Here is a 14,333-nt window from a genome sequence, read left to right as displayed (position 1 = left end):
GCCCAGGGTGGCCACGCCAGCGCCACCGCAGGGGCTGCCGGTGCTGGGGGCACCGGCGCAGCAGCTGATGCTGGGGTCGCAGGCGGCTTGGGCAAGCGGCGCGGACAGGAGAAGCGCCACGGCGAGCGCCGGGCGAACCCACAGGGCCCGCGCCGGGGCTTGTCGATCGGACGTCGCGCGCAACAGGGTCGAGAGGATGAAGCTCATGGCGACGCAGTGGATGGCGACGAACCCAAGCCGACGGTGGCGAACACGGACCAAGGCGTGATGGGCTGGGTTGGTTGCGCGCCACCGCAAGACGGCGCGTCCGGCGTGGTGGTGGGATTGGTGGGCGAGCTGTCGGCCGCGCAACCGCTGCCAGAGCAGTCCGGCGGTGGTATGTCCACCACCGGCGGGTCACCCGCATCACCCGCATCACCAGGATCACCAGGATCACCAGGGTGGCCGCTGTTGCCCCGCCCCGGCATGGACACCGGTTGATCCGGCTCAATGGCGTCCGACTGCATCTGCAACGTCACGTGGGTCACGACCGGAATGCGGCCCTGCGCCACCAGCTGGGAGTGAAAGGCGTCGGTCCCAGGGTCCCGCCATTTCAGGTACTGGCTGTAGAGCTGACGCACCAGCGGTACCTGGGGGGCATAGCCCTGCGTGAAACGCAGCTTGATGAGGTTGGCGTCGTGGATGTTCTGCCCGGATCGGTTTCTGATGTCGTCCGGGTTCTTGAACGCCTGGTTGCCGTTGGGAATGACGCGGCGGCCCTGGCCCAGCGTCCGCTGCAGCGCGGGATCGTTCCAGTCGTCGAAGCTCTCCGGGGTCGGGTTGAGCAGCTCGATGCGCAGGTGCCCGTTCACATCGGCCTGGGCCCGGGCGTAGGCTTCGGCCAGTTCGGCGCTGTTGCGGCCGCCGCCGTACAGCGGCACCAGCGCTCGCACGTAAGCCTGCTGCACGCTGCTCAGGCTGGCGTTGCCCACCGCACCGGCGCGCGCGGCCATGAAGGCCGCGTGGTTGAAACCGTTCTTGGCGAAGAACAGCAGGCCGTACTGCAGCAGCGCCAGACCGAGCAGCGTGAGCACGGGGCCGACCACGGCGAACTCGATCATGGCCGAGCCATGCTGCCGTGCGCGGCGACGGAGGTGACCGGGTGGGCGAGTCATCGGCGCACGCCAGGGGCGCCTCGGAACAGGCCGTGCTCGAGCCGGTCACCGCGACGCACGCCGAACCGATGGATGCTGCCTTCGGCCAGCTCCAGCGTGTGCCGGCCGCGGGCTTCCGCCATGAAGCCCCCAAGGCTCAGGTGCCACGGCCGCAGGCCAGCCACGCAGCGTGCGACCACACCCGAAGCCTCCAGGTACAGCACATCGACGGGGCAGCGCATGAAGCCGGTGTGCACACTGGCGCAGCGCATCAGCAGCAGTGCTTCGTTGGCGGGCAAGGGTGGCGCGAACATGAGCCCGCGCAAGCGCGACAGGAAGGTGTCGGCGACGCGCACGCGCAGGGAATACTCTCCCGTGGCGGTGTGCAAGACAGCGTCGCGGGTGTGTCGGTGGTGCGTCATGTCCCCGCTTTCACAGTCCCGAATGCATGAACTTCATCGCGATCGGGAAAAACAAGACGATGAAAGTGCAAGGAAAGATGAACGCCAGCAGCGGGAAGAGCATCTTCACCGGGGCCTCCATCGCGAGTTTCTCGGCGCGCAGAAAGCGCTCGCTGCGGCGCTGATCGGCCTGGACCCGCAGCACGGGACCCAGGCTCATGCCCATGCTTTCGGCCTGGATCACGGAGACCACCCAATGGCCCACGGCGGGTTCGTCCAGGCGCTGCGCCATCGCGCGCAAAGCCTCTGCTCGCGCCTTGCCGGCGCGGATGTCGCGCAGCACGCGCTGGAGCTCGTCGCGCAACACCCCCACGGGGCCCTTGGCCACGGCCTGGGTCATGGCGCCCTGCAGGTTGAGCCCCGCCTCCACGCACAGCGTGATGACGTCGAGGAAGAAGGGCAAGGTCCTGAGCAGCTCCTTCTGGCGCGCCTTGAGCCGGTCGCCCAGCCACAGCGCCGGGTAGGCCCAGCCCATCAGTGCGGCCAGGGGCAGGGCCTGCAGCCATGCGCCGGCGTGGGTTGGGGCCAAGGCATTCGCGCCCCAGGCGGCCAAGGCCGCCGACAGCAGCGCACACACGCCGCGCGACGCAACGAACTGCGCTGGCGCCAGGGTGTAGTCCAGACCGCCTTTGCGCAGGCGCCTCGCCAACGCCTCTCGCGTGCTGACCGGCAACAGCGGCTCCAGGTAGTGGCTGATCCATTGGATCGGCCACCACGCCAGCCGGAACCCCAGCGGCGGCGCGTCCTTGTACTGCCGATCCTCTTCGGGCACCTGCGCGACCGCCCGGCCGAGCAACCAGGCCAGCAGCGCCACGGGCACCATGAACCCCAGCGCGAGCAGCGTCAGCACAAGCCCCGGGTCCTGCATCAGGAAAGAGGTCTGCATCGCGGGACCACCTCAGACGTCGATCGCGATGATCTTGCGGATCACCACCACGCCCATCACCTCAAGGAAGGCGATGACACCCAGCGTCGCCCAACCCAGCGGCGTGTGCCACAGCAGGGCCATGGCTTCGGGCTCCATCTTGTTGAGCACGAGCATCAGCAGCAGCGGCAACAGGCCCACCACCCAGGCCTGCAATTTGCCTTGCGCGGTGAGGGCCTCGATCTTTCCCTCCATCTGCAAGCGCGCCCGGATGGTGTGCGCGGTGCGCTCCAGCGTCTCGGCCAGACCACCGCCGGTGGTGGTGGCGATGCGCATGGCCGACACCACCAGCGTGGTGGTCTGCGTGGGCACACGCCGGGCCAGGTTGGCGAGGCTCTGTTCCAGCGTGACGCCCAGGCGCTGCTCGCGCAGCAGCAGCGCGAACTCCTGGGCCAGCGGCGGCGCGCTCTCGGCGACGAGCTGCTGCAGGCCCGAGCTCAGGCCAACGCCGGCCCGCATGCCCCCGCTGAGCATCATGAGCGCGTCGGGCAACTGCGCCTCGAACTGGCGCAGGCGGCGCCGGCGCATCCTCGCGTAGACCCAGCGCGGCAGCAGCGCCAGGGCAAAGAACGCCGGCAGCGCGAGCAGCGCGCTGCCGGTGAGCAGCCAGGTGGCCAAGGCCCCCAGCGCCATGACCGCGAGGTTGGCCGCGAACAATTTCTGCGGCGCGATGAACAGAAAAAACTCCTGCGCCTGGAAGCGGGTGCGTTCGGTGAAGGCCGCGCGGTAGCGCTGCAGCGACACGGTGCCCAGGTCGATCGCGAACCAGGCCAGCAGCGCGGCCGAGACGGCGACCACCACCACGACCCACAACAAGACCGAGCCCATGGCGATCAGGCCTCCAGCACCGGCGCTGGCACGGGCTTGAAGATGTTCAGGTCCAGCGACTGCCCCATGGCCCGCAGCTCTTCGTAGAACGTGGGCACCATGTCGCAGCCGCAGAAGTGGCCACGCATCTTGCCGTCGGGTCCCCCATAGCCCTGCGGCTGGAAGCGGAACAACTCCTGCAGCTGCACCTTGCCGCTCTCCATGCCGCAGACCTCGGTGACGCTGGTGACCCGGCGCGTGCCGCAGGCAAACCGCGTCTGCTGCACGATCAGGTGCACCGCGGAGGACACCTGCTCGCGGATCGCCGCCAGCGGCAGGTCCATGCCCGCCATCAGCACCATCGTCTCCAGTCGCGCCAGCGCATCGCGCGGCGCGTTGGCGTGCAGCGTGGTCAGCGAGCCGTCGTGGCCCGTGTTCATCGCCTGCAGCATGTCCAGGGTCTCGCCGCCTCGGCATTCACCGACGACGATGCGGTCCGGCCGCATGCGCAGGGTGTTGCGCACCAGCTCGCGGATCGGCACGGCCCCCTTGCCCTCCACGTTGGCCGGCCGGGACTCCAGGCTGATCAGGTGCTCGTGGTGCAGCTTGAGCTCTGCGGCGTCTTCCACGGTGACGATGCGTTCGCCCGATGGAATGAAGTTGGACAGGATGTTGAGCAGCGTGGTCTTGCCCGAGCCGGTGCCGCCCGAGACGACGATGTTCTTGCGCGCCACCACGCAGACCTCGAGGAAGGCCGCCATCTCGGCGCTGATCGAGCCAAAGCGCACGAGGTCGGCGGCGGTGAGCTTGTGCTTGGCGAACTTGCGGATGGTCAGGCAAGGGCCCTTGAGCGCGAGCGGCGGGATGACGGCGTTGACGCGCGAGCCGTCCTTCAGGCGAGCGTCAACCATGGGCGAGGATTCGTCGATGCGCCGCCCCAGCGGCGCGACGATGCGCTCGATCACGCCCATCACCGCGCGGTCGCCGGTGAAGCTCAGCGGGTGCCGCAACAAGCGCCCTGCCCGCTCGACGTAGATCTCGTCGTGGCGGTTGACCATGATCTCGGTCACGCCCTCATCGGCCAGCAGCGCTTCCAACGGCCCCAGGCCGACCGCTTCGTCGAGCACCTGCTGGCAGAGCTGCGAGCGGTCGATACCCGGCGGAATGTCGCCGTCGAGCTCGGCGAGGAGCTGCCGCACCAGGCCCGCGGTCTCCTGGCGCAGCCGCTCGTCGCTCATGGAGGACACGTCGTGGCGGCGCAGGTCCATGGTTTCGATCAGCTTGCCGTGCAGTCGGCGGCGCCACTCGAACTCCCGCTGCCGCTCTGCCAAGCAGGAACTGCCCTCCTCGGGCGAGGGCAAGGCCGCGGCCTGGGGCGGCAAGGCCGCAGGCACCGACGAGGCCTGCGCGGGATTCGCCGCCGGGGGGACCGGCGTCACGCGGAGTTTGTATGGCCCGATGCCGATCACGTCGTCCGGCCGCAGCGGGCCGTGCTGTCCGGCGATGCGCCGGCCATTGACGATCACACCGCCGAAGGCCCCCAGGTCCTCCAGCCAGACCCCCGACGGCGTGGCGAACAGGCGCGCGTGCTCCTTGCCAATGCGCCAGCCCTCCAAGCGCACCTCGTTGTGGGCGCCTTTGCCGATCACGCTCTCGTCGGGTGCTTGCAGACGGCTCGTGGCGCCGTCCGCGGATTCGATGTCGATCTGCAACATGTGCTGTTCTCCGCTCGGATTCAGCGAACCGGCGCCGCCAACGAAAGTCCGTTCGAGGCGACCCACCCCCGGCGTTCGCCCGCCTGCACGGCCAGCCACCGGCCGCGCGGCGCCAGGTCCAGGGCACGCACCGGCTCTCCGCGCCGCAGGCGCACCAGCACGGACGCGTTGATGTCCGGCGTGAGCCTCAGCACGGCCCCGTCCGCGCCGGCCCACAGCTCGACATCGCTCAAAGGCAGCTGCCCCAGCGTCAACGCGGCGCCCACGGTGGCCGTTGGCTGGGGGGGTTCGGGAAGTGCCGCGCCAGCGCCGTCGCCCACGACGGCCGCCTGCGCCGGCTCGTGACCCGGCTGCAAGGGCTCGCTCAGGTGAGGCGGTTCGCCGAGCCGCTGCTGCAAGCGTTCGTTGATCTTCTGCGCACGGTCGAGCAGCCCGGGTGAATGCGCGTCGACAACGGTCGGCGTGACGAAGATGACAAGCTCGGTTTCCTTGTTCTGGAAGCGTTGGGAGCGAAACAGCGCGCCCAGCACGGGGAGGTCGCCCAGCAGCGGCACCTTGTCGATGCTGGTGGCCTGTTCGCGTTGGATGAGGCCGCTGAGCACGATGGTCTGGCCATCGCGGACGTTGAACTCGGTGCTGGTCTTGCGCGAGAGCAAGGCCGGCCCCGACGGGGTGGAGACCGATGGATCGATCTGGCTGACCTCGGTCTCGACGGTGGCGCGGATCACCCCACTGGCGTCCACGCGGGGCTGGATGTCGAGCTTGACCCCATAGGGCTTGAACAGCACCGAGGGTCCGTTCACCGTGGACACGGTGTACGGGTACTCGCCACCGGCCAGGAAACTGGCCTTGGCGCCATTGCGCGCGGACAGCTGCGGCTCGGCCAACACGGTGCTGCGGCCGCTCTGCGCCAGCAGGTTCAGTTGCGCACCCAGGCCCGCGTTGAGGGCGCTCATCAGCGTCAGGCCGCTCGGCAGTGGAATGCCGGTGGTGGTGCCGTCGGCGTTGGTGATGGGCAGGCCACCCGTGCCGGCCGGGACGTTGATCTGGTAAGGGCCATGGCCCCGGCCGGCCGGCGCCCAGATGCCGCCAAGGGCCGCACCGCCGGCGGCGGACCACTTCAGGCCGATCTCGCGCAGCTCGTCGACGGGGAACTCGACCACCTTGACGTCCAGCAGCACCATCTGCTCCCAGCCGAGCCGGTTGGTGAAGTTGACGATCTGCGGATAGGTCTTGGCCAGGGCGTCGATCTTGGCGAGATCGACGTCGCTCAGCTGTTCGCCTTCGACGATCACCTTGTCGCCGATCACCGAGGCGCGCGCCTTGGGAATGGTGGACAGGAAGGCCGCCACCTCGCGCGCCACGCGGCTCAGGTCGCCCGCGACGATATTGATCTTGATGCGCTGGTAGCGCCCGTCGGCATGCCAGAGGAACAACGACGAGGTGCCCACACCGTTGGCGAACAGGATCACCTCTTTGTCGTCCAGCGCGGCGGCCGTGAGGATGGCCCCGTTGCCCACCGCGATGCGCGCCACGCCGGGCGCGGGGAACACGCGCGATTCGCCGGTGAACATCTCGATTTCGGCGATCTGGCCGTCGTCGTCGGCATTTTTCACCGGGGCATAGGGCCGGGCCGATGCGCCCGCGGATCGACGGGCCCTGGCATCGGCAGACGGTTTGAGAATGGGCGCGTAGCCATTGACGACCCCACCCGCTGCAGGAGCGGTGGCGGCGGCGGAGTCGATGGCGTGGGCCGGCGCCAGCAGCAAGCCACTTGCCAGGGCCAGCCACAGGGCGCGCCACGGCCGCGTGTGTAGGAAAGAGAAAGGTGGGGGCATTGGAGTCCTCATGGCGCCGTGTCGGCCGCGTTGTTCGCCTCGAAGCGACCCCTGGCCGGTGCCGGCGTGCCACGAGGGTCCAGGCGCAGTCCTTCGGGCGGCAGCTTGGCGCCACGCCCGCCGTACAGCACCGGCACGTCGGCGGCGGGAGAGGCGGGGGTGCCGCCCAACCAGGCCGCAAGGTCGAATGCGGCGCCGGGGGTGGGGGCCTTGTCCTGCGGGTTGCGCAGCAGCGCCGTGAGCCTGCCGGCCTCGCGCGCCACGGTGATGTTGCGCGCCTGCTGCGGGTCGGCGTCCAGCGTCACGGTGGAGTACAGGCGCCGCTCGCCGCTCTTGGGGTCGTCCACCGAGCGCTGGCCGGTGGCCATGACCTCGATGCCCTGCAACAGCGTGAAGGTGCTCTGGCGGCCCTGGCGCTCGATGCTGACCAGCAGATCGATCCGGTCGCCCGGCTCCAGCAGCCCGGAGATGGAGTTGATTTCGTCCACCGGCACGGTGATGGCGCGATGGCCCGCGGCGACGCGCGCCGAGAAGGTGGGCACCTTGCTGCCTTCGACCATGCTCCACAGAACCGCCTCGCCGCCTTTCACGTCGTAGGCCAGCGCCCGGCCCTCTGCGCGATCGAACTGCTCGGGCGTCAGCGCCAGGCTGTGCGCATAGTCGGCCGGGATGGGACGCACCGCCAGGTTGTCGCTGGACAGGCGCTGCCCTTTGGCGAGGTCGACCTTGGCCACCACGAGATCGACCATGCGACCCTTGCCGCGCGCCTCGATCTCGGCCAGCTGGTTGAACAGGTAGCTGCGCGCGCCGAGCGCCGCGAGCAGGCCGATGGCCAGGGCGACACCCAGCACGATCCAGGTCTTGTTGGGCCGCAGGGCGGACAGGGCGAAGGAAGGTTTCATCGAAAGCAAGGGCTCAGGTGGGCAGGGACAGCGCGTAGGCGAACCGCTGGTAGGCCACGCGCAAGGCATCGAGCAGCTGCCAGAGCACGCTCTGGTCGTTCCACAGGCCGATGCCCAGGGCCAGCGCCAGCGCGAGGCAGACGACCACGTACTCCAGGCTGGCCTGGCCGCGTGCGGCGCCACCGGCCCGCACAGGGGCGGAGCGGGAGGGAATCACGGCATCGCCTCCAGGGCCGTGACGGTGTTGAGCACCACGCTGGCGCGGCCGTCCGGCAGGCGGCCGATGACCGCCGTGGCCTCCTTGCCCGCGCCCTTGAACCACATCACACGGCCATCCGGGGCCACATGAGGGGCTGCGTCGGCCGCGGCTTCATGCTGCAGTTGCAGACCGTCCTCCTGCATCAAGGCCGTCAGGGCCCGGCCATTGAGCGCCGCGCCCGCGCCGTTGCTGTAGACCAGTTGGCTCGACAGCCGTTGGCCATCGCGCGACGCGGTCTGGCTCAGGATGCGCGAGTCGGCCGGCAGGCGCTGCAGCCAGGCCTGTGCATGGCTCTGGGCCCGCTCGCGGTACCGAGCAGCGCTCTCCAGGTCGCTGACCGCCACCCACGCGCGCGTGCCACCGGCCACGCTCTCCAACTGCACCGTGAGGTAGAAGCCACCGTCGGCGCGGCCCAGGATCAGCTTGTCGCCCACGCGGCTTTCGACCATCGGCCGACCCAGGCCCTGCCGCAGGGAGCGCGCCACCTCGTCGCGGGGGCGGTCCGATAGAAAGCCACGGATCCGCATGGGCACCCCCCCGACCTCAAGCGCGTCGCCGAGCGACCAGCTCTGCGCGTGCGCCGGCAGATCGATCACCGGCCAGACGCGCTCGGCCCGCGCAGGGACGCCCAGCAGCACCGCACACCCGCCGATGGCCACAGCCAGATGCCGCACCTTGTGCGTTGACGGTCTTGTGTTCATTGGACAAGCCTCCGTGCGGCGCGCCGCGGGGCTGGGCGCCCTGGGAACGGCCCGGCGCTCATGGCTGCGGCCCCAGGCGATCCGGTGGCACCGCGTCCTGCCAGAAATCGAGTCGGCCGAGCCGAGGTGCCTTCAATCCCCCGGGCAGTTCGACCGCCTCCACGACCGGCTCGACGGCCGGCGACGCCCCACGCAATACGCCGCCCGGAAAGACAAAGGGGTCACTCAGCTTGGCCTGAACCTCGGCAGGGCCTCGCCCCGTCCAGGGGTCGATCAGCAGGCTCGTGCTGCGGACCATGGCAAGGCCGAGGCGGTCGAAGGGTTCGTAGGCCCGCAAGCCCGCCGGCATATCGGCCAGCGCAACGCGCACCTGGGTGGTGTAGATGCCGCGGCTGGCGAGCGACAGCGGGCCACGCAGCGGGAACGCGTCGCCGTCGCTGGCGGCGGCAAAGCCGTCGGCGTGCGCGCTGCCCTGTTGGCGGCCAAAACCCAGGGCCACGGCGCCGAAGGACGGGATCAGGGCCTTGCCGTCGGGACGGCGCCAGAGGGGGTTGCGATGGGCGTCGACCTCATCCGCGGCGTCGTGGGTCTTGATGGGTGCCTGCAGGTTGCCGAAGAAGCGGCGGCGCACCTCGTCGGCCAGTTGGGCCTCGGGCACGAAGCGGCCCACCGCGTCGTTGCGCACCGTTGCCGCGAAGGCCGTGTAGCGCGCGGCCATTTGCGTGCTGTGCGCGATGTCCTGGTACTTGCCGATGAGCGGCATCAACAGGAACAGCGGCACCAGCGCCAGAGCGACGACGAGGAACTCGGTCAATGCCTGGCCTTGCTGAGGGTGCGCACGCCGCCGACGGAATCGGGAACGGGGCGCCAGCGTTCCGGACGCGCAGATCAGGGGAAGGATGCCGCTCATGGTGTCGTGACACCCTGTCGGGCCCTTGCCATCGCCACATACGGCGCGGCATCGATCAGGCGCACCTGCCAATACGGATTGAAGAGACTCGCCAGTTCGGCCTGGCCATCGGCGCGCGGCGATGGCCTCTCGAAATGCACCTGCGACGCCGATACGCCCGCGTAGAGCCCCCGGGCGGGCTGGCCTGAGTAGCGGTTCAGGCGCTGCGAAGACCGCAGCGGCGAACGCCCGTCGGAGGTGCGCGTCTGGGCCGCGTTGCGCGTGACCCGCACCGCGAAGTCCAGCCGTGGATCGAGCGGGCTCGACCCGGCGCCGCGGGACAGCGCGGCGGCCGACAACGCGTAGAAGCTCGGCAGGCCGCTGTAGTGCCAGTCGCTGGACGAGGCCATCGCCGTGGCGCGCGGGTTGACACGCGCGCCCGGCGCATCGCCGTTCCCGCCAGACCCGTCGCCGGCCGCCTGGACGCCGTCACCCAAGGGGTCTTCGCCGCTGCGGCAACGCGGAAGCCAACGGCCGCGCAAGCGATAGCGCCACATGGAAACCGTGTCCAGGGCCCGCCATTCGTCGTAGCCCACCAAGGTGGTGCCGCCCGCGCGCTGGACGTGATCGACGTGCGGCCCGAAGTCGACGCAGGTGGGCGCGCGGGCCTCGCTGCGCCAGCTTCGCGAGGGCACGAAAGGATCGAGGCCCGTGGCCGATAGGGTGGCTTGCTTGAAGCGCTCGCGTTCGTCACCGCTGTAGCGGTGCAGAAACGGCTGGCCATCGAAGTCAGCGAACCCGTCCTTCAGCGGCACGGCGTCGACCACGACGTCGCCATCGCCGGCGTAGTTGGCCTGCGCCACTTCGTCCATCACCGTCTGGCGCACCGCCGGCAGGGCCACCGCCATCGCGGCCTGGGAGGCCTGCAATGCGAGCTTGGCCGCTTCGGCGGGCAGGACCGCGACCTCCGTGACGAGTTGCACCGCTTGCGCGGCGGCTTCGACCGCGCCGGTGGCATTGGCGTAGAACAGGCCCACGCAGACCGGGGCGTACTCGACCATGCCCTTGACCGTGGGCTCGGCGTACTGCGGCACCTCGCAACCCAGGCGCGCCGTGCTCTCGGCATGGGTCTGCACGTACTGCGCCCACGACGACAGGCTGACCAGCTGCGCGATGGTGACCTCGTTGGCGATGAGAGCCCGGTTGGTGTAGGCCACGAAATTGAGCGCGCGCGCGTTCATCACGCCAGCGCTGTAGGCCACGGCATCGGCCGTGTTGACGAGCTTGGTTTTCTCGCGCGTGAGTTGACCGGTGTTGAACAGGAAGAACAGCGCGGCGAGCCCGCCGATGAGGACGAACAGGCCGTACACCAGCGCCTGGCCCTGTTGCCGGGCCCTGATGGCGCTCCCCCCGCTCAAGCCCGGCCCGCGCAGCGGGCGAAGGGCGGCTGGCATGGTTTCAGATCAACGGTGGTGGCTGGGCGCTTGTGGCAGCGCCTTCAGCGGGACTCGTTGTTCTGGTAGCTGCCCAGGCCCTTCTTCCTGTTGCCCTCGGCCTGCGCGCTGTCGGCCGCGGTCTTGGCCTGGTTGATCGCGGCGTCCGCGGACTGACCCGACACCTCCAGGGCAATGCCCGCGGTCTGGTTGCGGATGGTTTGCCCGAAGAACTGGTACACGCCGATGGCCGCCACGGCGATCAAGGCAACGATGACGATGTACTCGGTCATGCCCTGGCCGCGCTGGGCGGCTCGGGGCGAAGGCGTTCTGTGCGCTTGCGGACTCATGACACTCCCTGGATTGGCTGGTGTTGTTGGGCACCGGTTGCCCGGCGCCCCGCACTCTAGGAAGCCGCGCGATGGGCGCGACGACCAATCAAGGGGATTTAATGAAAACAAAAGTAATACGCCCGCTGGTCCGGTTTTTTTCCCACAAACGTGCAGACGCCGGTGGCGCCGCCGGCCCCTTTCAGGCCGCCGCCGCCCGCGGCGCCGGCCGCGCCTCGCGAATCGGCAGGTGGATGAGCGCGGCGCCCACGGCCAGCACGATGTCCACGTACCAGACCCAGTCGTAGGAGCCCGTGGCCTCGAAGACGCGCCCGCCCAGCCAGGCGCCGAGGAAGCCGCCCACCTGGTGCGTGAACATCACCGCGCCGAACAGCATGGCCATGTTGCCGGTCCCGAAAAACTTGGCCACCAGCCCCACCGTGGGTGGCACCGTGGACAGGAAGCTCAGGCCCATCACGGCCGCGAACACCAGCAGCACCACCTCCGTCTTGGGCGCCAGCAGGAACACCAGCACCGCCAGGGCGCGCGTGGCGTAGACCAGGGCCAGCAGCGACTTCATGCGCCAGCGCCCCACGGCCCAGCCCATGGCCAGGCTGCCCACGATGTTGAACAGGCCGATGACGCCCAGCGCCCAGGCGCCCACCGGCGCCGGCAGGCCGCAGGCCGCCACCACGCCCGGCAGGTGCGTGGCCAGAAAGGCCACGTGGAAGCCGCAGACGAAGAAGCCGGCCGCGAGCATGAGGTAGTCGCGGTGCCGCAAGGCGCGCTGGAGCGCCTCGCGCGCGGGCAGCGCCACCGGGGCTGCCGCCTTCGCCGCGCCGCTGGGCCCGCCGCGCAGCACCCAGGCGGCCGGCAAGGCCAGCAGCGTGATGAAGGCCAGCGCCTGCAGCGCCCCCACCCAGCCCAGGCTGGCCGTGAGCCCGGCCGCGATCGGCGCCATCACGAACTGGCCGAAGGAGCCGCCGGCGTTGACGATGCCCGTGGCCATGCCGCGCCGCTCGGGCGCGATGTGGCGGCTGGCCGCGGCCATCAGCACCGAGGGCCCCGCCATGCCCGCACCGCCCGCCGCCAGGATGCCCAGCGCGAAGATCAGGCCCAGCGTGGTCGTCATGTAGGGCGTGAGGAAGGTGCCCGCGGCCACCAGCAGCACACCGATCACCAGCACGCGGCCCGCGCCCACGCGGTCGGCAAAGGCCCCCGCGAAGGGTTGCGTGAGGCCCCACCACAGCTGGCCGAAGGCGAAAGCCAGGCTGATGCTGCCCACGCCCAGGCCGGTGGCCGTGTTCAGGGGCGACAGGAAGAAGCCCATGGTCTGGCGCGTGCCCATGGTGAGCGCGAAGGCGCCGGCCGCCGCCAGCAGCACCAGCCACCACAGGCGGGCGCGGGGTTCATTCGGTGTCATGGTGGGGCTCCGCGCCGTCCAGCAGCGCCAGGGATTGGTCGATGAGGGCGTGCAGCGCGACCACGCGCGCCGCGCCCAGGCGTTGGTTCACGGTTTCCTGCGCCGCGCGCCAGCGGCGCTGCGCCTCGGCGCGCTTGGCCTGGCCCTCGGGCGTGGCCTGGATCAGCCAGCTGCGCGCGTCCGGCCCCGCGGCCTGTTCCACCCACCCTGCGTCGATGAGCGGGCGCAGGTTGCGCGACAGGGTGGACGCGCTCATGTGCATCTGCTGCGCCAGCTCCACCGCGCGGATCGGCCCGAGCTTGGCGATGTAGGACAGCAGCGAGTACTGCGTGATCTTCAGGCCGGACTTGCCGACCTCGGCGTCGTAGAGCGCGCCCACGGCGCGCACCAGTTGGCGCAGCTTGAGGTTGGTGCACCCCTGCGGCTTGGGTGGCACGGATGACGCGGTGGCGACAGTCGACATGGCGATGATTGTATCTACAATTCATGCATATGCAACTTTCATGGAGCGACCGATGAGCGACACCCTGCAACGCTGGCTGGACGAGGAGAAGGCCGTGCTCGAGGCCATGGCCAAAGGGCCGGGCGCGGGTGTCTCCACGCCGCAACAGGTCGCGGGCAAGAGCGGCCTGGAGCTGATGCAGGCCATGCTGCGCGGCGAGCTGCCCTTCCCGCCCATCGCGGCCACGATGGACTTCAACCTGGTGGCCGTGGCCGACGGCATGGCCACCTTCCAGGGCGCGCCGCTGGCGCGCCACCTCAACCCCATGGGCTCGGTGCACGGCGGCTGGTTCGCCACCCTGCTCGACTCGGCCCTGGGCTGCGCCGTGCACACCAAGATGCCGCCGGGCCGGGCCTACACCACGGCCGAGCTGGGCGTGAATTTGGTCAAGGCCCTCACGCCCAAGGTGCCGCGCGTGCGGGCCATCGGACAGGTGATCCACGCCGGCCGCCAGCTCGCCACCGCCGAGGCCCGCCTGGTGGGCCCGGACGGCACCCTGTACGCGCATGCCACAACGACCTGCCTGGTCTTCGAGGCTCGGTGACAATCCGTCCCATGCGACTCCTCCACACCATGCTGCGCGTGGGCAACCTCCAGCGCTCGATTCACTTCTACACGAACGTGCTCGGCATGAAGCTGCTGCGCACCTCCGAGAACCCCGAGTACAAGTACTCGCTGGCCTTCCTGGGCTTCGAGAGCAACCCGGCGCAGGCCGAGATCGAGCTCACCTACAACTGGGGCGTGGAGCAGTACGAGATGGGCACGGCCTACGGCCACATCGCCCTGGGCGTGCCCGACGCCTACGCGGCCTGCGAGAAGATCAAGGCCGCGGGCGGCCAGGTCACGCGCGAGGCCGGTCCGGTCAAGGGTGGCACCACGGTGATCGCCTTCGTGACGGACCCGGACGGCTACAAGATCGAGCTGATCCAGCGCGCCGACGACCACGCCGCCGGCCAGGGCCTGCGCTGAGCCCCTCCCCCCAATGAAAAGGCCCGGTCGAACCGGGCCTTTTGTCT

General features: G+C 70.0%; 17 protein-coding genes. 2 read left to right on the top strand and 15 right to left on the bottom strand.

All coding sequences use genetic code 11. From position 1 onward, the window contains the following. From DY262_RS21905 to DY262_RS13705, 15 genes are all read right to left on the bottom strand, one after another. Positions 1 to 207 (bottom strand): hypothetical protein (locus tag DY262_RS21905; protein ID WP_220377563.1); only part of this gene is annotated, 207 nt, incomplete at its 3' end. Further along, complete coding sequence (locus DY262_RS13770; RefSeq protein WP_116959613.1) at positions 204 to 1,100, bottom strand: TadE/TadG family type IV pilus assembly protein; 897 nt, start codon at positions 1,098 to 1,100, stop codon at positions 204 to 206. The genes DY262_RS21905 and DY262_RS13770, both read right to left, overlap by 4 nt. 50 nt (positions 1,101 to 1,150) lie before the next feature. Further along, entirely contained in the window at positions 1,151 to 1,555 is a 405-nt protein-coding gene (locus tag DY262_RS13765; RefSeq protein WP_116959612.1) for a DUF192 domain-containing protein, read from the bottom strand. 10 nt (positions 1,556 to 1,565) lie between these two features. Beyond that, the gene (locus DY262_RS13760) at positions 1,566 to 2,480 is read right to left on the bottom strand and encodes a type II secretion system F family protein (RefSeq protein ID WP_245980983.1); all 915 of its coding nucleotides are present in this window, start codon (positions 2,478 to 2,480) and stop codon (positions 1,566 to 1,568) included. Between the two features lie 12 nt (positions 2,481 to 2,492). Continuing rightward, complete coding sequence (locus DY262_RS13755) at positions 2,493 to 3,347, bottom strand: type II secretion system F family protein (protein ID WP_116959611.1); 855 nt, start codon at positions 3,345 to 3,347, stop codon at positions 2,493 to 2,495. A gap of 5 nt (positions 3,348 to 3,352) precedes the next feature. Continuing rightward, positions 3,353 to 5,041: a TadA family conjugal transfer-associated ATPase gene (locus DY262_RS13750; protein ID WP_116959610.1), complete on the bottom strand. Its 1,689-nt coding sequence runs from the start codon at positions 5,039 to 5,041 to the stop codon at positions 3,353 to 3,355. A 20-nt stretch (positions 5,042 to 5,061) separates the two neighbouring features. Next, the gene (locus DY262_RS13745) at positions 5,062 to 6,657 is read right to left on the bottom strand and encodes a pilus assembly protein N-terminal domain-containing protein (RefSeq protein ID WP_245980981.1); all 1,596 of its coding nucleotides are present in this window, start codon (positions 6,655 to 6,657) and stop codon (positions 5,062 to 5,064) included. Between the two features lie 230 nt (positions 6,658 to 6,887). Further along, positions 6,888 to 7,781 (bottom strand): Flp pilus assembly protein CpaB, encoded by an 894-nt coding sequence (gene cpaB, locus DY262_RS13740; protein ID WP_116959608.1) that lies wholly within the window; start codon positions 7,779 to 7,781, stop codon positions 6,888 to 6,890. 13 nt (positions 7,782 to 7,794) lie between these two features. Beyond that, positions 7,795 to 7,998, bottom strand: a complete 204-nt coding sequence (locus DY262_RS13735; RefSeq protein WP_245980979.1) for a hypothetical protein — start codon at positions 7,996 to 7,998, stop codon at positions 7,795 to 7,797. After that, positions 7,995 to 8,741 carry a hypothetical protein gene (locus tag DY262_RS13730; RefSeq protein ID WP_147326236.1) on the bottom strand — a complete coding sequence of 249 codons (747 nt, stop codon included), beginning with the start codon at positions 8,739 to 8,741 and terminating at the stop codon, positions 7,995 to 7,997. The genes DY262_RS13735 and DY262_RS13730 overlap by 4 nt, the downstream gene beginning before the upstream one ends. Before the next feature lie 58 nt (positions 8,742 to 8,799). After that, positions 8,800 to 9,651 (bottom strand): hypothetical protein, encoded by an 852-nt coding sequence (locus tag DY262_RS13725; RefSeq protein ID WP_116959605.1) that lies wholly within the window; start codon positions 9,649 to 9,651, stop codon positions 8,800 to 8,802. Beyond that, complete coding sequence (locus DY262_RS13720) at positions 9,648 to 11,084, bottom strand: pilus assembly protein TadG-related protein (protein WP_116959604.1); 1,437 nt, start codon at positions 11,082 to 11,084, stop codon at positions 9,648 to 9,650. The genes DY262_RS13725 and DY262_RS13720 overlap by 4 nt, the downstream gene beginning before the upstream one ends. Before the next feature lie 44 nt (positions 11,085 to 11,128). After that, positions 11,129 to 11,356: a Flp family type IVb pilin gene (locus DY262_RS13715; RefSeq protein ID WP_181936499.1), complete on the bottom strand. Its 228-nt coding sequence runs from the start codon at positions 11,354 to 11,356 to the stop codon at positions 11,129 to 11,131. Positions 11,357 to 11,594: 238 nt separating this feature from the next. Further along, positions 11,595 to 12,815, bottom strand: coding sequence for an MFS transporter (locus DY262_RS13710; RefSeq protein ID WP_116959602.1), 1,221 nt, complete (start codon positions 12,813 to 12,815; stop codon positions 11,595 to 11,597). Next, positions 12,802 to 13,278: a MarR family winged helix-turn-helix transcriptional regulator gene (locus DY262_RS13705; protein ID WP_116959601.1), complete on the bottom strand. Its 477-nt coding sequence runs from the start codon at positions 13,276 to 13,278 to the stop codon at positions 12,802 to 12,804. Before DY262_RS13705 ends, DY262_RS13710 begins: the two co-directional genes overlap by 14 nt. Before the next feature lie 52 nt (positions 13,279 to 13,330). Between DY262_RS13705 and DY262_RS13700 the strand changes: the two genes are divergently transcribed. Further along, positions 13,331 to 13,861: a PaaI family thioesterase gene (locus tag DY262_RS13700; protein ID WP_245980978.1), complete on the top strand. Its 531-nt coding sequence runs from the start codon at positions 13,331 to 13,333 to the stop codon at positions 13,859 to 13,861. Between the two features lie 11 nt (positions 13,862 to 13,872). After that, a complete protein-coding gene (gene gloA, locus DY262_RS13695; protein WP_070397587.1) occupies positions 13,873 to 14,286 on the top strand; it encodes a lactoylglutathione lyase in 414 nt (137 codons plus the stop codon). Positions 14,287 to 14,333 lie beyond the last annotated feature (47 nt).

The organism is Hydrogenophaga borbori, assembly GCF_003417535.1.
Classification (GTDB): Bacteria; Pseudomonadota; Gammaproteobacteria; order Burkholderiales; family Burkholderiaceae_C; genus Hydrogenophaga; species Hydrogenophaga borbori.
The sequence above is the reverse complement of the archived record's forward strand: the minus strand, read 5'-3'. Positions and strand labels throughout refer to the sequence as shown.